General features: G+C 65.1%; 15 protein-coding genes, 1 tRNA gene and 1 rRNA gene. 1 reads left to right on the top strand and 16 read right to left on the bottom strand.

Going from position 1 to position 18,938, the window contains the following annotated elements:
* The 12 genes from H6A21_RS09610 to recJ all read right to left on the bottom strand — a co-directional run.
* A 16S ribosomal RNA gene (locus H6A21_RS09610) occupies positions 1–105 on the bottom strand; the annotation flags it as partial.
* A 649-nt stretch (positions 106–754) separates the two neighbouring features.
* On the bottom strand, positions 755–1,114 hold the full coding sequence (gene rplT, locus H6A21_RS09605; RefSeq protein WP_204562523.1) for a 50S ribosomal protein L20: 360 nt from the start codon (positions 1,112–1,114) through the stop codon (positions 755–757).
* A gap of 50 nt (positions 1,115–1,164) precedes the next feature.
* A complete protein-coding gene (gene rpmI / locus H6A21_RS09600; RefSeq protein ID WP_085830656.1) occupies positions 1,165–1,362 on the bottom strand; it encodes a 50S ribosomal protein L35 in 198 nt (65 codons plus the stop codon).
* Between the two features lie 28 nt (positions 1,363–1,390).
* A complete protein-coding gene (infC, locus tag H6A21_RS09595; protein ID WP_239462797.1) occupies positions 1,391–1,978 on the bottom strand; it encodes a translation initiation factor IF-3 in 588 nt (195 codons plus the stop codon).
* Positions 1,979–2,228: 250 nt separating this feature from the next.
* Positions 2,229–2,570, bottom strand: a complete 342-nt coding sequence (locus H6A21_RS09590) for an arsenate reductase family protein (protein WP_204562521.1) — start codon at positions 2,568–2,570, stop codon at positions 2,229–2,231.
* An 83-nt stretch (positions 2,571–2,653) separates the two neighbouring features.
* Positions 2,654–2,740: transfer RNA gene (locus H6A21_RS09585), tRNA-Leu, on the bottom strand.
* A 35-nt stretch (positions 2,741–2,775) separates the two neighbouring features.
* Positions 2,776–4,200 carry a transglutaminase-like domain-containing protein gene (locus H6A21_RS09580; RefSeq protein ID WP_204562520.1) on the bottom strand — a complete coding sequence of 475 codons (1,425 nt, stop codon included), beginning with the start codon at positions 4,198–4,200 and terminating at the stop codon, positions 2,776–2,778.
* A gap of 272 nt (positions 4,201–4,472) precedes the next feature.
* Positions 4,473–5,339: a class II fructose-1,6-bisphosphate aldolase gene (gene fba, locus H6A21_RS09575; RefSeq protein WP_204562519.1), complete on the bottom strand. Its 867-nt coding sequence runs from the start codon at positions 5,337–5,339 to the stop codon at positions 4,473–4,475.
* Positions 5,340–5,509: 170 nt separating this feature from the next.
* Entirely contained in the window at positions 5,510–6,187 is a 678-nt protein-coding gene (locus tag H6A21_RS09570; RefSeq protein WP_204562518.1) for a hypothetical protein, read from the bottom strand.
* Between the two features lie 249 nt (positions 6,188–6,436).
* Positions 6,437–7,159: an MBL fold metallo-hydrolase gene (locus H6A21_RS09565; protein ID WP_204562517.1), complete on the bottom strand. Its 723-nt coding sequence runs from the start codon at positions 7,157–7,159 to the stop codon at positions 6,437–6,439.
* Positions 7,160–7,234: 75 nt separating this feature from the next.
* Positions 7,235–9,622 (bottom strand): RelA/SpoT family protein, encoded by a 2,388-nt coding sequence (locus tag H6A21_RS09560; protein ID WP_428840762.1) that lies wholly within the window; start codon positions 9,620–9,622, stop codon positions 7,235–7,237.
* Between the two features lie 12 nt (positions 9,623–9,634).
* Entirely contained in the window at positions 9,635–12,970 is a 3,336-nt protein-coding gene (recJ, locus tag H6A21_RS09555) for a single-stranded-DNA-specific exonuclease RecJ (protein ID WP_204562516.1), read from the bottom strand.
* Between the two features lie 394 nt (positions 12,971–13,364).
* Here recJ and H6A21_RS09550 point away from each other — a divergent pair, with 394 nt between their 5' ends.
* Complete coding sequence (locus H6A21_RS09550) at positions 13,365–14,378, top strand: bile acid:sodium symporter family protein (RefSeq protein WP_204562515.1); 1,014 nt, start codon at positions 13,365–13,367, stop codon at positions 14,376–14,378.
* A 520-nt stretch (positions 14,379–14,898) separates the two neighbouring features.
* Here H6A21_RS09550 and H6A21_RS09545 read toward each other — a convergent pair.
* The 4 genes from H6A21_RS09545 to H6A21_RS09530 all read right to left on the bottom strand — a co-directional run.
* Positions 14,899–15,699, bottom strand: a complete 801-nt coding sequence (locus tag H6A21_RS09545) for a Cof-type HAD-IIB family hydrolase (protein WP_204562514.1) — start codon at positions 15,697–15,699, stop codon at positions 14,899–14,901.
* A gap of 90 nt (positions 15,700–15,789) precedes the next feature.
* A complete protein-coding gene (locus H6A21_RS09540; RefSeq protein WP_204562513.1) occupies positions 15,790–16,530 on the bottom strand; it encodes a hypothetical protein in 741 nt (246 codons plus the stop codon).
* Positions 16,531–16,999: 469 nt separating this feature from the next.
* Entirely contained in the window at positions 17,000–18,118 is a 1,119-nt protein-coding gene (locus H6A21_RS09535) for a toxic anion resistance protein (protein WP_204562512.1), read from the bottom strand.
* A gap of 92 nt (positions 18,119–18,210) precedes the next feature.
* A partial coding sequence (locus H6A21_RS09530; protein WP_204562511.1) for a hypothetical protein occupies positions 18,211–18,938 on the bottom strand: 728 nt, incomplete at its 5' end.

The following is an 18,938-nucleotide window of genomic DNA, read 5'->3' as shown; positions in this document are numbered from 1 at the left end:
AGCCGTTCGCCACTCGCTTCCGCCCGAGGGCGGGTGCCGTTCGACTTGCATGTGTTAGGCGCGCCGCCAGCGTTCATCCTGAGCCAGGATCGAACTCTCCGTCCAATGAGCCCCCGTGGAAGGGGCGTATCGGGCGCGAGCCCGCATCCGGCCGGCATGACGCCGATCGGATCCATCTCATATAATGGTGCGTGAAGTTTCGGTCTGCACTGGAAAGGAAACGGGTTCGACTTCGTCTCACCACGCTTACCGTTTATAGGTACATGATCGAACTTTCGGCCATGTGAAATGGCCTCTGTTCCGTCTCGGCAGGCCTCTCTCGGCCTGCCCGCGGTATCCGGTTCTCAAGGTGCCCGCCGCGGGTTGACCCGCGCGGCAGGGAGATATATTGCCACTCGGCGGGGCCCGCGGGGGCGGGAATCCGGGCTTACACATTTCCTACATAACTTACGATCTTCTTACTGGATCCGGCCCGGTATATCCCGTGGAATAACAGTTGGTAAAGATTGTTGGTATCGGGAATGCTCCAGCGGGGCGGTTGGATGGCGTGACGGCATCGCGTTTGCGCAGCGCTCGCCCACAGGCATGCAGTGCTGCAGCCTCTCTGTTCCGCGACCGGCGACTCCCACGTTAGGCTCGCATCACTCCCCCTCTTGAAAGCTCGAGGATAGTACGGCCGCCACCGCACCCTCTCTATACGAAAACGGGGCGCGTGCGCACCCCGTTTCGTCTCATTGCATATGTTGGAGAAGCCTTAGGCCTCGAGCGCCTTCTTGGCAATGGCGGCCAGCTCGTTGAAGGACTCGGTGTCCTCGTAGGCCATCTGGGCGAGCACCTTGCGGTCCAGGTCGATGCCAGCGACCTTCAGGCCGTGCATGAACTGGGAGTAGGACAGGTCGTTCAGACGCGCGGCGGCGTTGATACGGGTGATCCAGAGGCTGCGGATCTCGCGCTTCTTGTTGCGACGATCGCGGTACTGGTACTGCAGGGAGTGCTGGACCTGCTCTTTAGCATGCTTGTACGTACGCGAAGCGGCACCGTAGTAACCCTTCGCACGGCTCATAACAGTACGGCGCTTCTTCTTGGCGCTCACAGCGCGCTTCACACGTGCCATATCTAATCAACTCCTAGTCAGATGGAATGTCGTACGGATTCAATATCGGATTAGCGGCCGGCAAGACGGGCGGTGACGACCTTCTTGTCGGCAGCGGCGATCTCGCCCTCCTGGCGGAAGTTGCGCTTGCGCTTGGTGGTCTTCTTGGTCAGGATGTGGCTCTTGAACGCCTTGGCGCGCATGAGCTTGCCCGTACCGGTGCGGCGGAAACGCTTCTTGGTGCCGCTGTGAGACTTCATCTTAGGCATGAGACTTCTCCTTTATCGGTTGCCTACGCTATTTCTTGGCTGCGTCCTCGCCGCCATCGACATTGTCGAAGGCGCCCTTGATGGGAGCGAGGAGCATGAGCATGTTGCGTCCCTCGAGTTTGGGCGCGCTCTCGACCGTGGCGTACGGCTTGAGGTCGGCCGCCAGGCGCTCGAGCACATTGAGACCCTGCTCGGGATGGGCCATCTCGCGGCCACGGAACATGATGGTGACCTTGACGCGGGCGCCCTTCTTCAGGAAGCGCATCACGTGACCCTTCTTGGTCTCGTAATCGCCCACATCGATCTTCGGCCGGAACTTCATTTCCTTGACCTCGACTCGCGATTGGTTCTTGCGAGCCTGCTTGGCCTTCATGGCCTGCTGGTACTTGAACTTGCCGTAATCCATGACCCTGCACACAGGGGGTTCCGCATTCGGCGCGATCTCCACCAGGTCGAGCCCCTGCTCGTCGGCGACGCGCTGGGCGTCGCGGATGCCGAACAGGCCGAGCTGCGAGCCATCGACGCCGATGAGACGGCACGTGGTCGCGGTGATCTCCCCGTTGATGCGGGTGGCATCAGACTTAGCTATTGTCCCAACCTCCTTCTTGAGAGACAAAACAAAACCCGAATGCCCTACAGGCGGCATCCGGGTACACAGAGCAACAGACGAGCGACTCGTCCAGATCTTTCGTTGTGCAACCAGACAGCTACCTTACAGGCGCCGAAAGGTGGGGACGAACGTCCCACTTTCGATAGGCACTGGAATCAGTGCGTTGGCTATACTAGCACATCCGGCTCGGTACGACACCCCTCCACGCTTTCGCCATAGGTGCCGTGCGCAGGGCTCGCGCCTCATGCAGGCGCCGCTACTCCCAACCCTTCCAGACCTCGGGGACATAGCCCACCGTCGCCCGCTGCCCGTTGCGCACGATGGGCTCGCGCAGCACCTGCTGGTTCTCGAGCAGCTTGTCGAATTTCTGGCTCTCGGCGAGATAGCTGATGAGCGCCACGGTATCCTGGTCTTTCGCCTTGGGGTCGACGACGGCATCGAGCCCGCCGACCGCGCGTATGACGCTCGTGAGCTCGCCTTTGCTCATCCCCTTTTCCTTCAGGTCGATGAACTGGAACGCGATGCGGCGCTCCTTGAAGTAGCGCTGGGCCTTCTTCGTATCGAAGCTCTTCTTGGTGCCGAAGATCTGGATGTTCATGGATCCTCCTCGCACCGCGCCCGGCTGCGGGCGCGGCAGGATATGAAAAGGGCCCCATCGCAGGGGCCCTGACCGTATCTGTATGGTGCCCGAGGCGAGACTCGAACTCGCACGATGTCGCCATCGGTGGATTTTGAGTCCACTGCGTCTGCCAATTCCGCCACTCGGGCACAGCACGCGACCTATGGTAGCATACGCGGCCCGCCTACACCTCGCGCATTTCGACGAGTTCGATCGCACGGCGCATCTCGCACAGGTCGCACCCGCGTCCGTCCACCGAGGCCTCCCCCATCTGGTTGTCGAAGGGGTCCCAGCGCACACCGTCGCATGCCGGGGAAAGCTCAGCCTGGAAGCGGTTGTTCGCCACCATGCGCCACGGATCGAGATTGCCGAAATAGTGCAGGCGGCGTCCCTCGTCGCCCTCGCGACGCGCCGATGAGCCGAATGAGCAATCGGCCCACAGCCACCCGAACTCATCTGTGTAGAACATCGCCCAGTCGTGCGGGCCCACGTGATCGGGGGCGACGTACAGGCCGCTTTGCCAGCGCGCGGGGATGCCGGCGATGCGGCACATGGTGATGAATGTCAGCGCCATGACGCCGCAGTCGCCGCGCAGCGATTTCGCGCAGCCGTCGGGGATGCAGTCCAGCTGCGCGTAATCGGGCTGGTAGCGGTAGTCGACGTTCATGGTGATGTAGTCGTAGATGGCGCGCGCCCGGTCGATGGGGCGCTCGATGCCCGCCACCACGCGCTCGGTCAGCACGCACAGGTACGGGGTGAACACGATGTGGGGAGAAAGCTCCGCCAGGTTATCGTCGGTAACCGTATCGTCGGCGACGACATGGCGGGCGGGCGCGGGCGCGAGCGTGTCGACGTAGGGGGCGTCGATGCGGTAGCGATACGTCGCCTCGAAGGCGCGCGTGCTGCGAGAACCCCAAAACGCCGTGCGCGCCGGCGCGTCCTCCGCCGCGACGATCACGCCGGGCGTCCAGTCGAACACCTCGATGGCAGACTGCTGCGGACAGGCCGCGGGAACGGGCACCCACGCGCGCAGCATCTCGCCCTCCGCGGCGCCCGGCACCTCGATGGTCGCCTTGAGCGTGATCTCGCACGAGGCGCCGCCGTGCTCGTGCATCTTGGCGAGCATGGTGTTGCGCGCGGCGGTGTCCGTGGGCGCCGCCGGCGCGAGCCCGGGCACCTCACGGGGATAGACCCGCAGGGAATCGAGGAAATTCGCCAGGAAGCGCTGCTCGCCGTCGATGAAGCGCCAGTCGATGCGCTTCGCCTCGATGAGGTCGTCCAGACGCTTCTCGCTGAAATCGGGCCACTCGGTGCGGATTGCCTCGAGGGCCTCCTTGCGCGTCACGCAGAACTGCTGGGCGAGGCGCCCCATGCGATGGCGCTCGGCGCGCAGGCACGCCGCGAGTTCGGGATTGACCTTGCCGGCGAGCAGCGCATCGCACGCGCAAATCGCCTGGCGCAGATAGCCCGCCTGCTTCAGCCGGTCGATCTCCGCCGGCAAACCCAGCGCCAAAAACCGGAAGTCATCATTGGAAACCGCATCGGCGCTGCCGACCGGCCCCTTCTCGACCAGCTTCCCCGCCTCGGGATACTCAAACCGAACAGCCATCGCTCCCCCTGTCCCTACGCCCGCGGCCAAGGCCGCGAAGCACGATCGATCACGCTCCCGATTCTACTCCAGCCACCCCCGCACGAACGGCAGCGCCGCAACCCAAACCCCCGCCCGAGTCTCGCCCGCTCCCAACACGTCGCAACGCCCGCCAGCAAGGTAGACAAAGGGGGCCTCGGAAGTTCCCCGTCTCACTTTCCGCAGCCGCGTAGCGGCGAGGACGTGAGCCGGGAAACATCCGAGGCCCCCGAAGAGTTACGTATGAGCGGGCGCTACGCCTTGTTCACAGAGCCGAACTCCTCCATGAGCTCCTTGGTGCGGGCGACGATGGCGTCGCGGCCGGGCTTCAGGAGCTTGCGCGGATCGTAGCCCTTGCCCTGCTGGTCCTTGCCGGCCTCGATGTACTCGCGGGTCGCGGCAGCGAAGACGAGCTGCAGGTCGGTGTTGACGTTGATCTTGGAGACGCCCATGGAGATGGCCTTCTGGATCTGGTCAACGGGGATGCCGGTGCCGCCGTGCAGGACGAGCGGCAGGTCGCCGACCTCGGCCTTGATCTCGCCGAGACGGTCGAAGGACAGACCGGCCCAGTCAGCCGGGTACACGCCGTGGATGTTGCCGATGCCGCACGCGAGGAAGTCGACACCCAGGTCGGCGATCTGCTTGCACTCGGCAGGATCGGCGAGCTCGCCGTTGGAGGCGACGCCGTCCTCGACGCCACCGATGCCGCCGACCTCGGCCTCGATGGAGATGCCCTTGGAGTGGGCGAGCTCCACGAGCTCCTTGGTGCGGTCGAGGTTGATCTGGAAGGTCTCCTCGTGCGAGCCGTCATACATGATGGAGGTGAAGCCGGCCTCGATGCACTTGAAGCAGTCCTCATACGAACCATGATCGAGGTGAAGCGCAACAGGGACGGTGATGTTCAGGGCCTCGGCGGCGGCCTTCACCATGTCGGCGCACACCTTGAAGCCGCCCATCCACTTAGCGGCACCGGCGGTGCACTGCATGATCAGCGGGGACTTGGCCTCCTCGGCCGCGGTCAGGATCGAAAGGGTCCACTCGAGGTTGTTGGTGTTGAACGCACCGAGGGCGTAATGACCCGCCTCGGCGTTCTTGAGCATCTCTGCTGCATTAACGAGCATAAGAAGACCTCCTGTTAGGTTGCTCCAATACCTTCGGCAATTTTACCACTGACCGTTCCGGCAGATATCGCAAATGGGCCGCCATCACCGGCCCGCAACCCTTCATTTTGCGGCCTGTTGCCCGTATCGCGCGCCGCCTCCGCCGCCAGGGCGTCCCGTGCGCGCCCGCATCACGCGGCGGCGTCCACGATGCGCACCGTCTTGCGGTACAGGCCGTCGATGCCCATCAGATCTCGGACCAGCCGCAGATAGTAGCTTGCGCGAAGCGCCTCGGGCAGGTCCTCGTCATCCGGATGCACCTCCCCGGCGGAGAGGGGCGTCACCGGACCCGGCGCGCAGCGGTCGTAAAGATCGACCTTGCCGGCCTCCTGCCACCGGCCATCCACGCAGGCGATGCGCAGCGCGATCGAGCCGTCGCGCCACCGGTCGTTCTCGCACACGTGCGGCGCCAGGACCTCGTAGAGCGCCCCGCTGCGGACATCGCACAGCGACGCGACGCCCGCCTGCACGTCCTTGCCGCAGATAGCGAACCGCGAGAAGAACTGCGAGGCCGCCACCTCTTCGAGCGCGCGGACATCCGCCGCCTCGACACCATCGGGCGGCATCTGCGCGGCGAGCTGCAGCGGCGTGAGGCCGTCTCGCAGCGGCCGCTCGACCACCAGCCACTCGCTGAAGCACATCTCGACAGCCATGAAATCGCGCTCGGAGGGGCGCCTCACATAGAGCACCGCCGGGTCGATGTGGCCGACGAACTCCTCGAACGCCGCATCGATCACCGCCGCGATCTCGTCGTGCAGGCGATCTGCCGCCAGCTCGATCGCCCCGAATGCCTTGGTCTTCCGTTCCATGATGATGCCTCCTCGTATAGCGGATCCACACGATGGGACCCAGCGTAGCGAGGAGGCATCTCGCGATGTCGATGAGGTGTCTTGTTTTTCGCCGTCGTCCAACCGCATGCCGAGCAAAGCCGACAGCGGGCCGACCGGGACGCGCGGCGCCCCAGCTCAGTGAGGGCCACCGGGCGCAAAGCGGCGCACGGGCGCACGATTTTACCCGACTCGCCACCCCGCCCGGCGCCGTCTTCCAAGCGATGGCCCCTAGTAGCCCGTGCGCAGCGCGCGGCGCACGAACGGGTTGTTCTCGAGCTCCGCGGCGACCGTCGTGGAAGGACCGTGGCCGCACAGGCAGATCGTGTCTTCGGGCAGCAGGCGGAACAGATGGGCCAGCGAGTGCATGATCGTGGTCTCGCTGCCGCCCGGCAGGTCGGTGCGCCCATGGCTTCCCGGGAAGAGGGTGTCGCCGCAGAAAGCGACGTCGCCCTCTTCGGTCGCGCAGAACAGCACGATGCCGCCCGGCGTGTGGCCGGGCGTCGCGATGACCTGCATGCGCACGTCGCCGAACGCGATGGTATCGCCCTCCGCAAGCAGGCGGTCGGGCGCCGGCGGCTGCTCGGTCTCGATGCCCCAGTTCTCGCGGAACCACACGATGTGCTGATCGACCAGCGCCGCGTCGTCCGCGCTGATGATGAAGGGCACCTGCTCGCCGAGCGCGTCCCTCATGCCGGCAAGCCCGCCCGTGTGGTCGGAATGCCCGTGGGTGCACACGAGCGCGACGATCCGCGCGTCCGGGTGGGCCTCGGCGAAGTGCGCCGCGAGCTTGCCCCCCTCCCAGGCGGGATCGATCACCACGGCCTCATCGCCGGAGATCGCGAAGTAGGTGTTCGTCTGGATGGGGCCGTTCTCGACGACCTCGATCGCAAGCGTGCCGTGCGGGGTGAGGTCGAGCGCGAATGCGGAATCAGGAGAGGACGTTGCAGTCATAAGATGATCTCCTTTCAGAAGAAATGCCCCGCGGGAGCTCCCGCGGGGCATGAAGACAGGTCGCAGGCGGCCGGCTCAGCGCCGGCGCTTCATCTGGGCGCCGCCCTCGCCGGGCATGAGGCGCCGCACGTCGTAGACGCTCTCGACGGCGGAGATGGCGTCGAACAGGGGCTCCAGGCCGCTCGCGTCGGAGATCTCGACGAGGAAGCGCAGCGTCGCCACGCCCTCGCGGTCGGTCGAGGTCGCTGCGGACAGGATGTTGCCGCCCACCTCGCCGATGGCGATCGTGACGTCCTTGAGCAGGCCCATGCGATCGAGGCACTCCACGACGATCTCCACCTGGAACAGGGCGTCGGCGGCGCTGTCCCACTCGACCTCGATCATGCGCTCGGGGTGCTCCATGAGGCCCTTCACGTTCGGGCAGTTCGCACGGTGCACCGAGACGCCGCGGCCGCGCGTGATGAATCCGACGATGTCGTCGCCCGCCACCGGGTTGCAGCAGTGCGCGAGGCGCACGAGCAGATCGGCCGTGTGGCCGCCCTTGACGACCACGCCGCTTTTCGACGTTCCGCCCTCGCGCGGGCGGCGGTTGGAGCCGCGCGCCGGCTGGTTGACCGTCTCGGCGATAGCCTCGGCCTTGGATGCGGGGGTCTCGGGCGCGGGGTCGAGGATCTGCTGCACCTTGTTGCCGACCATGCGGACGGCGAGCTTGCCCGAACCGATGGCGGCGAAGATGTCCTCGATGCGCTTGTAGTTGATCTGCTCGGCGACGGCGTTCAGCGCGCGCGTCGTGCGCGGCGTCGAGATGCCGTAGCCGCGCTTGCGCAGGTCCTTGGCGAGCAGGTCGCGACCGGCGGCCGCATCGTCGTCTTTGGTCGCAGCGGCGAAGTAGCGGCGGATCTTCGACTTGGCCGACGGCGTGCGCACGATGTTCAGCCAGTCGCGTGAGGGCTTCGCCGCCTTGTTCGTCATGATCTCGACGCGATCGCCCGTCACGAGCTCGTGCGACAGCGGTGCCACCACGCCGTTCACCTTCGCGCCCACGCAGTGGTTGCCCACCTCGGTGTGGACCGCGTAGGCGAAATCGAGCGGGGTGGACCCCACGCGCAGGCTCATGACCTCGCCCTTCGGCGTGAAGACGAAGATCTCCTGGTCGTAGAGGTCGGCCTTGAGGGTGTGCAGGAACTCCTTCGCGTCGTCGATCTCGTCGGAGGCGGCCCAGTCGAGCGAGTGCTTGAGCATGTTGATCTGGTCGTCCAGGCGCTGCGCCTCGTTGGACTTCGATGCGCTCGATCCGCCCGAGCGCTTGTAGAGCCAGTGGGCGGCGATGCCGTACTCGGCTTGCTCGTGCATCTCGTAGGTGCGGATCTGGATCTCGAGCGGACGCGCCGTGGGGCCGATGACCGTCGTGTGCAGCGACTGGTAGTTGTTGAGCTTCGGCATGGCGATGTAGTCCTTGAAGCGCCCGGGCATGGGGTGCCACAGCGTGTGGACCGCGCCGAGTGCGGAATAGCAGTCGCCCACGGAGTTGGTGATGACGCGCAGCGCGACGAGGTCGTAGATCTCGGAGAACTCCTTGCCCTTGCGCTTCATCTTCTGGTAGATGGACCAGTAGTGCTTGGAGCGCCCGTTGATCTGGTAGCCGGTGAGGCCGACGCGCTTGAGCTCGTCGTCGAGCGTCTTGATCGTGTCGGCGAGGAAGCGCTCGCGCACCTCGCGGCTCTCGGCGACCATGCGCGCGATGCGCTGGTAGGCGTCGGGCTCCAGGTAGAAAAACGACAGGTCCTCGAGCTCCCACTTGATCGACGAGATGCCCAGGCGGTCGGCGAGCGGCGCGTAGACGTCCATGGTCTCGCGCGCCTTGAACAGGCGACGGTCCTCCCGCAGCGCCGCGAGCGTGCGCATGTTGTGCAGGCGGTCGGCAAGCTTCACGATGACCACGCGGATGTCGCGGCTCATGGCCAGAAACATCTTGCGCAGGTTCAGCGCCTGCTTCTCGTCCATCGTGTCGACGTCGATGTTCGTGAGCTTCGTCACGCCGTCGACGAGTTCGGCGACGGTCTCGCCGAACAGCTCGGTCACGTCGGCAAGCGAGGTCTCGGTATCCTCCACGGTGTCGTGCAACAGCGCCGCGCAGACCACATCGCAGTCCATCTTGAGCTCCGCCAGGATGATGGCGACCTCGACGGGATGGTTGATGTAGAGCTCGCCGCTGCGGCGCTTCTGCTTGGCGTGCTTTTCGGCCGCGAAGCAGTAGGCGTGCTCGACCTTGGCGCGGTCGTCGTCGCCCATGTACTTGCGCACCAGGTTCGCGAGCTTGTCGTAGTTGTCCGCCATGATCTCGTAGGGCAGGTCGTCGGCGTGCGCATAGTGAACGAGGGCGGACGTCGGCTGCAGCTCGCCCTTCTGGTTCGTGTGCTTCATCGGCCGCGCGGCGGCCGCCTTGTTCGCAGAGGCGTCCATAGCGTCCCCCTCTTACCTGCCCTGAGGCGTGATTGGTCTGTTGATACGGTCAAGCATATCAGATGCCGGCGCACTGAGCGCCCAGCTCCTGAACGCCGAGAACTCCATGCGCGCATGGATGCCCTCGAGGTAGCGGATGGAGCTCGTGAGGTCGACGCGCCCCGGATGTTCGGCCATCTGGATGCGCCTGCCGTCATCGAAACCCATGATGGAGGCGAAGCCGAGCTCCTCGAACACGGCGAGGCCGCACGATACCGTCCGCTCGTCGACCGGGAAGCGCGCGTCGATGGCAAGGCACATCTGCGCGATGTCGAGGTCGCTTGCCGAAAAGCTGTCCTGGCCGGTGCGCGTCCGGTTGGAGCGCCACATGGTCTGCAGCGCGCGGTACAGCGTGACGAGCTCTTCGCGCTCGGGCGCCGCGATGTCCAGCAGGCGCTCGTTGATGCGCGCGTCGCGCGTCGAGTACAGCAGGTGGATGAGGGCGGGCATGCCGTCGCGCCCGGCACGGCCGCTCATCTGGTTGAACTCGATGGCGCCGAACGGCATGTGGTACAGCACGACATGGCGGATGTCGGGAAGGTTGACGCCCTCGCCGAACGCCGAGGTCGACACGATGCAGGTCAGCTCGCCCGAGCGGAAGGCATCCTCGACGCGGCGGCGGTCGTCGCGCGAGAGCCCGGCGTGGTAGAAGGCGATCTTGCTCGCGAGCTCGGGCACGCGGCGGCGCAGCATGCCGGCAAGCGACATGGCCTGCTCGCGCGAGTTGACGTACACCACGCATTTCTCGCCGAGCGCCACAATGGATACCAGGCGGTTCTCCCTGCTCGCAAGGTCGCGGTCGTCCTCCATGCGTAGGTTCTCGCGCACGGCGTCATCGACCACGATGCGATCGATGGGCAGAAGCCGGCGGATCTCGGAGAGGATGCGGTCGTCGCAGGTGGCCGTCGTCGCGAGCACCGTCGGGCGGTTGAGGGCGGCCAGGATGTCCGGCAGATCGAGGTAGGCGTCGCGCTCCCCGCTGCGTGCCATGCCCGCATGGTGCGCCTCGTCGATCACCACGAACCCGATGCGGCCCGCCTGCGCGAACCGCGCGCGGTTGATGGCGAGAAACTCCGGTGTGGTGAGCACGATGTCGGTGGCACCCTGCGCCAGGTGCGCAAAGGCGCGGTCGCGCTGGTCGACGGGCGTGCCGCCGGTCAGGACCTGGACATGCAGGCCAAGATCGGAGAGCGCGTTCACGAGATGGAACGATTGGTCGGCCACAAGCGCGCGCAGAGGGTACACGAGCACGCTCGCACGCCCGCGCAGGATGGCCTCGCGCGCGGCATGCACGTGGAAGATCAGCGATTTGCCCCGCCCGGTGCCCATGACCGCGAGCACGCCTTTGCCCTGCGCCAGGGCATCGAGCGCCTCGGTCTGGGTCTTATGCGGACGCGCCGACCCGATAAGCGAGTGGACAAGCGAGCGGGTGAGCTCGTCGTAGGAAAGCCGGGAAAGCATGCGCCGGCGATCGGACGAGGCGGCGGAGTCTGCCGCCGCGGGCGCGGGATCGGCGGCATCGAGCAGCATGGCGGCGTCTGCGACCTCGGCATCCCCATCGACGGCGCCCGCCGGTGTGATATCGCACGACGAGTCGTCAGACGAGTGGCACAGGATGTCCTTCACCATGAGCTTCGGCTTCACGCGGCCCGCCCAGTGCTCGGCCACCGCCTCGAACACGAGGTCCACGACCGAATCGCATGCGACGCGGTCGTCGATATCGGGCACGCGGAACATGATGGCGGGCACGCTCGCGATGCCGTCGGTGGCAACGAAGCGCATGTGCTCGCCGCTCTTTCCCACCGCTGCGCGATCGGCCATGGTTACGCCCGCCACGCCGAGCAGCGGGACCTTGTTGCCCTGGCCGAACGGCTCGAGCGCCGAGATGGCCTGGATGGTGTCGATATCGAGCTCCGAGAGCTCCACCATGGCGGTAACCTCGCGTCGGTCCTCGAACTGCTCGGCCGGTAGGTGGTCAAGCACCTCGGCAAGACGGGCGCGGAACTCGTCGAGGCGCGAGGCGTCGAGCGTCACGCCCACCGCCCCCGCGTGGCCGCCGAAGCGGATGAGCACGTCGGAACACTGCTCGACCGCGTCGAACAGGTTGACCGAGCCGACCGAACGGCCCGAGCCACGTGCGATGCCGTCAGCGATGGAGAACATGAGCGCGGGCACGTGGTAGCGGCTCGTGAGACGACTCGCCACGATGCCCTTCACGCCCTCGTGCCAACCCTCGCCGCCCACGACGATGACGCGGCTGCCGTCATAGGTGCGCTCCACGAGGTCGATGGCCTCGTCGGCGAGCTTCGACTCGATGTCGCGGCGCTCCTGGTTGATGCGCTCGAGCTCCGCGGCGAGGCGCCCTGCCTCGATGGGATCGGTCGCGAGTAGCAGGTCGAGTGCCAGGGTCGGGTCGGCCATGCGGCCCGCGGAGTTGAGGCGCGGGATGAGCGAGAACGAAAGCGAGTCGGCGGTGATGGTGGCAAGGTCCGTACGGGCAAGCGACGCGAGCGCGATGAAGCCCGGGCGCGCGGTGGCGCGCATCTGCGCGATACCCTCGGCAACCAGCGCGCGGTTCTCGGGCGTGAGCTGCATCATGTCGGACACCGTCCCGAGCGCCGCGACCTCGGTATAGCGACGCCACAGGTCGGGCATGTCGCGGCGCTCGCCCAGCACCTGGACGAGCTTGAGCGCCACGCCCGCACCGGCGAGCTCGCGGCTCGGGCTGTCGGCAACGAGCTTGGGATCAGCCACGGGCACGCCCACGGGCACCAGATCTGCCGGTTCGTGATGGTCGGTCACGGCGATATCCACGCCGCGGGCCGTGAGAGCCGCAACCTCCTCGCGCGCCGCGATGCCGTTGTCGACCGTCACGATGAGCGAGGGGCGGCACGCCTGCGCCACGCGGTCAAGCGCCGCCGCGGTCAGGCCGTAGCCCTCCTCGAAGCGATGGGGAATGAAGGGATGGACCGTGCCCCCCAGGGCGCGCAGCGCCTCGGTGAGAAGGCAGGTCGAGGTGATGCCGTCCACGTCGAAATCGCCGAACACCGCGATGGACTCGTGAGCGTCGAGCGCCTCACACACACGATCGGCCACGTCGGACAGGCCGGGGATGCACGACGGATCGGCCCAATCGCGCTCGAGCGACGGCGTGAGGAACAGCCGTCCCTCCTCCACCGAGCGGATGCCGCGCGCCGCCATGATGCGCGCGACGAGCGGCGCCACGCCAAGACCGACGGCAAGTCGCTGCTCGGCAGCCTCGTCGCGATCGACGACGGTCCAGCGATGGGATGTCTTAAGCGTGGACATGATGCACCGCCCTGTGAGCTTGAGGTGCGGGGGCGATGCATGATGATGCACGGCGCGCGCAGGACGCACCGTGCCGGATATGCGGTCGAGGCATAGGGGCACTTCCTAGAAGATGAGCCCGCTGCGGCGGGCCGTGCTGTTGTTCGCCCCCAATTATACGCACGAAGCGGACAAATCCCCTATCCGACCGGATGGACGGAAGCGTTACGGAGGTGGAGCGTCATCGAGAGCGTCGGACCGATGCGCCACGGTCTAGCGTGCGCACCTTGTTTTGTGAAGCGCAGCGAAGGTGCAATCGACCGGTAACACGGGTGCGCTAGCATAGCTTGCGGCAAAGCGGGGCCCGCCCGCGCCGTCGCGACGACAAGCCGTTGAGGAAGGGGATATCGCGCAGATGATCGCACGGGGTTACCGCCAGATGGGGTCGTACCTTTCGTCGCACATGACGTTTTTCGTTCCCCTATGCGTGGCGCTCGGCGTCCTGCTCCCCCAGGCTTTCGGTCCCGTGTCGACCTTCGGGCCCATCATGTTCGCCATCATGACGTTCCAGGGGTCGCTCAACAACACCTTCAAGCAGCTCGCCGGCGTGTTCCGCCATCCTTTGAACCTGCTCATCATCCTCGGCGTCATCATGGTCCTCATGCCTGGCCTCGCCTATGCATGCGCCATGCTGCTATTCGGCGACAACATGGACCTCGTGACCGGCATCGTGCTCGAGTACAGCGTACCCATCGGCATCGTGAGCTTCATGTGGGTCGACATGTATCGCGGCGACACCTCGCTCGGCCTGGCGGCAATCCTCGTATCGACGGTGCTCTCGCCGTTCACGATCCCGGCTACGCTCTCATTCCTGCTCGGAGCCACCGTGCATATCGACGTCATGGGCATGATCGTCGACCTGATCTTCATGATCGCAGTGCCCGCGATTGCGGGCATGGCCGTCAACGAGCTCGCGCGCGGATGGGGACACGAGAAGCTCTCCGGCGCCCTGAGCCCTGCATGCCGCGTGCTCATGCTGCTGAACATCACCGCCAACTCCACGAAGATGAGCGCCTACGTACTCAACATGAACCTGCAGCGCCTGGAGGTCGCCTTGTTCATCTTGGTGTTTGCCACCTGCGGGTTCTTCATCGGCCTGGCGGTCGCGCGCCTCATGCACGGCTCCCAGTCGCTGCTCGTGACCATGAGCTTCGACTGCGGCCTGCGCAATATCTCGTCGGGTGCCACGCTCGCCGCGCAGTATTTTCCCGGCGAGACCGTGTTTCCCGTGATGTGCGGCACGATCTTCCAGCAGATCCTCGCAGCGACGTTCGGTCATATCATCGAGCGGCTCTGCTCTGAGGACACTGCCGAGCGCGACCGGAAGGTCGAGCGGGCAAAGCGCCTGTTGCGCGAACGGAACCGCTAGCGATTCGACGCCCTTAGGGCGGCTCCATCGTGCTGCGCTGGGGTCTTCCTTGGATGAATATGCGGGTTTTGCACCGCAGGCTACGTCAGCGTGAGATGCACGGATCAAATGTGCGACTTTTGAGAGGGTTGCATCGCGCCTTGATTGATTCGGTCATTGGTCATGTATACGTAATTCATCTGAACAGCGCATTTACGATTCTGACTGTATAGAATTCCGGCCCTCCGGACGCTCAATCTACCCACCGTTCTTGTAAGGTATCTCAAAAGTCGCAGATTTGAGCACCCGCCTGTCTCACACCGCCCTCTGCGAACAAATCACCTGCATAAAACAGGCTGTGTTAGGCCTTTTTGTGGTTGCCCTGACCGTCAGCTTCGCCTCGACCGTGCGCGGCTCGCCGAACAGCCCGGCAGCAACACCCGTTACAGCCTAGCAAGCCCCGGCGGTGCGCCAAACGGCCCGCCAAGCGGGTGCGCAACGACCGTTCAATGGAAGATCGCCTGCTTGATACCGCGACGCGCTACAGCAGGCCGAAATGCTCCAGCGCGCGAGCGAGACCGTCCTCGTCGATATCGCCGCAGATATAGTCGGCAGCAGCTTTCGCCTCGGCGTCCCCGTTGCCCATGGAAACGCCCATGCGCACGAACCTCAGCATGTCGGCATCGTTCTCGCCGTCGCCAAACGCCATGGTCTGCTCCTGCGGAATGCCGTAATGGTCGAGCAGCGCCTTGATGCCCGCCACCTTGCCGCCGTGCGCAGGCACGATGTCGTAAGCGCCACGATGCCAGCGCGTCGCCTTGCAGCCGGGAAGACGCGCCATGAGATCGTCCTCGCGCAGGGAGTCCTCGTACACGATGGCCTTGAGCACCGGGATCTCCGGATCCGGCTCGTCGATCGCGGGCACCGGCGTGGAGACTTCCTCCTCCACCTGGCGCACGTGATCGGTCACGACATTGATATACATGCGCACCGACTCGTAAAACAGGATGGGGCGTCGACGCGCGTAGAATTCCTCGTGGAGCACCTCCAGGTCGTGACCCACGATGGGGTCGGCGAAGACAACGTTTCGCTGCGCATCACGCGCTTCCTGGCCACCCACCAGAACATAGCCGTCGAACTCGAGGTCCTGAAGCGGCAGGAAATGGAACTCGCTCATGGAGCGGCCGGTCGCCACGAAGACCTTGCAACCGCGGCGGCGCAGCTCCTCGAGAGCCTCGACCGTGCTGGGAGGGACGCGCTTGGTCTTATGGGAGACGAGTGTGCCATCCACATCGAAGAAGAACGCCCGCGGCGCGGGGTCGAGAATATGCGCGCTTTCCATAGCTTTATGCCTCCGTCCGACTCGATGCCGGAAGCATTATAGCGTGCGCACGCTGGAGGCGAGGGCATATCCCCACTTCACGGTATCGATCTACCAGGTGTCGGCACCATACTCCGCAAAGGCTTGCGGGACGATATCCCTCAGCGCCGCCGCGGTGGGAAGCACGTCGGTCACGTATTCGAACGTCCCGCGATAGGCATCGAGGCCGACGGTGAGCTTGAATGCCTGGTCGAAGTCCTCGGAATGCGCGTAGGCGATCGCGCCGAGCCCACCGCCGTCGAAGCTGATCGTGAACGTAACGCCCTGCGACTCGCCGAACACGGGCGTGCCCTTGGAGAAGTTATCCTCGTAGCCCGCCCGCTCGAGCAGCTGGCGTATCGCCTCCGTTGTGCCCAAAGGATCGGCATCGAGGGCCTCGGCAAAGGAGGAGGCGCCGCACGCCGAGGCGATATCGCCTGTGGAGATACCCCCTTCCGCAAGGGCCTCGGCGAAGCGCGGATCGCACGCGATCATGTCGTCGGAGGTGGTCGCATCGGCATGGGCGCCGGCGAGGACGCCCTGCGGCAGGGCGCGCAGGTACGCGGAATGCCTGATCACGTTGATGCCGGGCGTGAGCTTCGAGCCATCGGAATCCTTCTCGTCCTCCCCGCTCGCAGCGGGATCGGCAGAGACCTCCGCAGAGCCCTGTGGGGCGGAGACGCCCTTGGCCGCATCGGTCCCACTCGGCGACGCGCATCCTACCAGCATGGCAGCGAGCATACAGGCAGAGATCGCGATGCCCTTAAACGTTGTTGCAAGCGTATAGCCGATACCACGGCCTCGGTTGGTCATATCGTGCCCCCTAACCGGGTGAGTTCCGCCTTCATGGTACAGGGAGTCCACAGCTCGTTCGCCCGCCCGCCGCGTCGCGCATCGGCCTCTGTCGCGCGGGCGTAGCCCAACGGCACGAGCATCTCACCGGTTGTCCGCAACCCAGCAGATGGCAAGCGTCACGGCAAGAAACAACCAAAACGGTAATCCCATAACGCCCCTCCGCAGGCAGACAACCTCCCTTTGAAGCCAGTATTCCCACATCGAATGCATCTTGATCGAGACGACGCCAACTGGGCACAAGAAGCGCAAACGAGTGCGCAGGAGACAGGCGGATGCAATCGGGTTCGGCGAACCCGACACGTATGGCCTCGAGAAAACGCACCCTGAGCATCATGACATCTGCCGAGGAACCGGGAAGCTGGGGCGCTTCGCAGATGTCCGACCTGCAAAGCGCCTGTCGCGAGCAACGGTGGAACGGGACCCGAGGCTACCCTTCGGAACGCGCAGCCTCAAGCAGTGCCGTCTTCAGATCGGACTCGATCTGGCGCATGCGGCCCTCCGCATCGGCGCGCGCAGCGCGGCCCTCCTGCTGAATCTTCAGCGTCTCATGCAGCGTGTCGATCAGGCGCTTGTTCACCTCTTCGAGCGTTTCCACGTCGACGGTGCCGCGCTGCGTGGCGCGCTCGGCATCCACCGCGCCTTGCTGCAGAGCCTCGGCGTTGGCACGCAGCAGCTTGTTCGTGGTGTCATCCACGTCCTTCTGGAGGGTAAGCGCCGCCTTCTGGTTAGCCAGGCCGAGTGCGATCACCATCTGCGACTTCCAGAGCGGGATGGTGGTGGAGATCGTCGTGTCGATCTTGTCGGAGATGCTCTTGTCGGCGTTTTGCAGCAGCTTGATCTGCGGCGCCATTTGCAAGCTTACGATGCTCACGCGGTCGAGATCGTCCAGACGCTTCTCGAAGCGGTCGAGCTTGTCCCTGAAGTCCTTGAGCACCTGCGCGCCCATCGCGTCGCCAGATGCCTGCGCCTCCGCCTCGAGCGCCGGGAGCCGCTCCGAGCGAAACGCTCCAAGCGCCTCGTGGCCGGCAGCGATGTAAACCTTGAGCGAGCGGTACTGCTCGACGTTGCGCTGGTACATGGTGTCGTACATGGCGATGTCGGCAATCATCTGCGCCTGGGCGCGCTCGAGCTTCTCCACGACCTCATCGACCTGGGGCGATACCTTCTGATAGGTGCGACGCAGCTTGTCGATGCCGACGACGACCTTACCGATGATGGGAACCTGCTTCACACCGGAGAGCTCAGCGCTCTCGACATCGGTCAGCAGCTCGCGCAGCAGCTTGCCGGCCTCACCTGTCGACTTGCTCGACGTGCGGGAGAGCACGTCGTCGGCAAAATCAGACATCGAGCGCTGCGCGTCGCGCGCATAGGTGCTCTCGATACCCGACTTCATGAAATCGATGCCGCGCGCAATCTCATGGGCGCGCGCCTGGTCCTCATCGGACAGCGCAACCACAGGCGCACGCTCAAGGGCGACGGGCTCCGCCTGTTGCTGCAATGTCACCCCCTGCGAGGCGGCGATATCCGCAAGGCTGATCCTCTTCATCTGAGAATCCGTTGTGTCTAGCTGAGTGTCGGACATGGCAAACCTCCTCGTCTCGGCATGGCGCCGAAATCGTATAGATATGCGCAGGGCCCCTACGAGCCGCTCACGACCTCGATCAGCCGGCCCATAGCTGCCGGTGCGGGCAGCTCAACCGCAGCGGGCACGCGCTCGGCGATGCCGGCGACGCCGAAGCGCTCAGCGCTGTCGGTGCCGAGCTGCGAGGCTCCCCGGAACCCGTGGCGCTCCCACGCGAGCTTCTGCACCTCATCGCTCATCAAGAACTCGGTCAGCTGCTCGCCCGCTTCGTCGAGCGCCATGATCACATGCGTCGACCACACGGTCGGCGTTGTGTAGGCGACCACCAGGTTATCGGCCACCTGTGCGAACAGATCGGGCTCGTTGACCGACAGGTCGAGCACTTGGCTCTCATAGCCAACCATCATGGGCTTCGACCCCTCACCGAGCGTCAGAAACTGACGGAAGGAGTCCTCAGAGCTCGTCTCCATCCAGCCGGACTTCGCGAAGATCTTTCGGATGGACCCCGCATTCGTGTCGATGCTCTCGACGGAAGCCGGCTGGCCGCCCGCCAGCGAGTTCGCGACGAGCGCTGCCCACTCGTTACCCGAGTTGGACTCCGCCGGATCGGTGCTATCGATGCGGAACTGGCCGTATCCCGCGGTGTAACCGAGGTCCGCCCATGTACGGTCAGCAAGCATCGCTTCCACGGCGGCATCGACGTTCAAGGTGTAGACCTCTCCGTCTTTAGCCATGATGCCCGACCCCACGAGCGCATCGGCAACGTCGCGATAGGTGTAGATCC

Source organism: Collinsella tanakaei, assembly GCF_016902615.1.
GTDB lineage: Bacteria > Actinomycetota > Coriobacteriia > Coriobacteriales > Coriobacteriaceae > Collinsella > Collinsella tanakaei_A.
This window is presented reverse-complemented; position numbering and strand designations above follow the sequence as displayed.

What these genes read in the sequence shown, in the direction of transcription:
- rplT (WP_204562523.1), bottom strand. Translation starts at nt 1,114, where the DNA reads ATGGCACGTGTGAAGCGCGCTGTGAGCGCCAAGAAGAAGCGCCGTACT.
- rpmI (WP_085830656.1), bottom strand. Translation starts at nt 1,362, where the DNA reads ATGCCTAAGATGAAGTCTCACAGCGGCACCAAGAAGCGTTTCCGCCGC.
- H6A21_RS09590 (WP_204562521.1), bottom strand. Translation starts at nt 2,570, where the DNA reads ATGAACATCCAGATCTTCGGCACCAAGAAGAGCTTCGATACGAAGAAG.
- H6A21_RS09580 (WP_204562520.1), bottom strand. Translation starts at nt 4,200, where the DNA reads ATGGCTGTTCGGTTTGAGTATCCCGAGGCGGGGAAGCTGGTCGAGAAG.
- fba (WP_204562519.1), bottom strand. Translation starts at nt 5,339, where the DNA reads ATGCTCGTTAATGCAGCAGAGATGCTCAAGAACGCCGAGGCGGGTCAT.
- H6A21_RS09570 (WP_204562518.1), bottom strand. Translation starts at nt 6,187, where the DNA reads ATGGAACGGAAGACCAAGGCATTCGGGGCGATCGAGCTGGCGGCAGAT.
- H6A21_RS09565 (WP_204562517.1), bottom strand. Translation starts at nt 7,159, where the DNA reads ATGACTGCAACGTCCTCTCCTGATTCCGCATTCGCGCTCGACCTCACC.
- H6A21_RS09560 (WP_428840762.1), bottom strand. Translation starts at nt 9,622, where the DNA reads ATGGACGCCTCTGCGAACAAGGCGGCCGCCGCGCGGCCGATGAAGCAC.
- recJ (WP_204562516.1), bottom strand. Translation starts at nt 12,970, where the DNA reads ATGTCCACGCTTAAGACATCCCATCGCTGGACCGTCGTCGATCGCGAC.
- H6A21_RS09550 (WP_204562515.1), top strand. Translation starts at nt 13,365, where the DNA reads ATGATCGCACGGGGTTACCGCCAGATGGGGTCGTACCTTTCGTCGCAC.
- H6A21_RS09545 (WP_204562514.1), bottom strand. Translation starts at nt 15,699, where the DNA reads ATGGAAAGCGCGCATATTCTCGACCCCGCGCCGCGGGCGTTCTTCTTC.
- H6A21_RS09540 (WP_204562513.1), bottom strand. Translation starts at nt 16,530, where the DNA reads ATGACCAACCGAGGCCGTGGTATCGGCTATACGCTTGCAACAACGTTT.
- H6A21_RS09535 (WP_204562512.1), bottom strand. Translation starts at nt 18,118, where the DNA reads ATGAAGAGGATCAGCCTTGCGGATATCGCCGCCTCGCAGGGGGTGACA.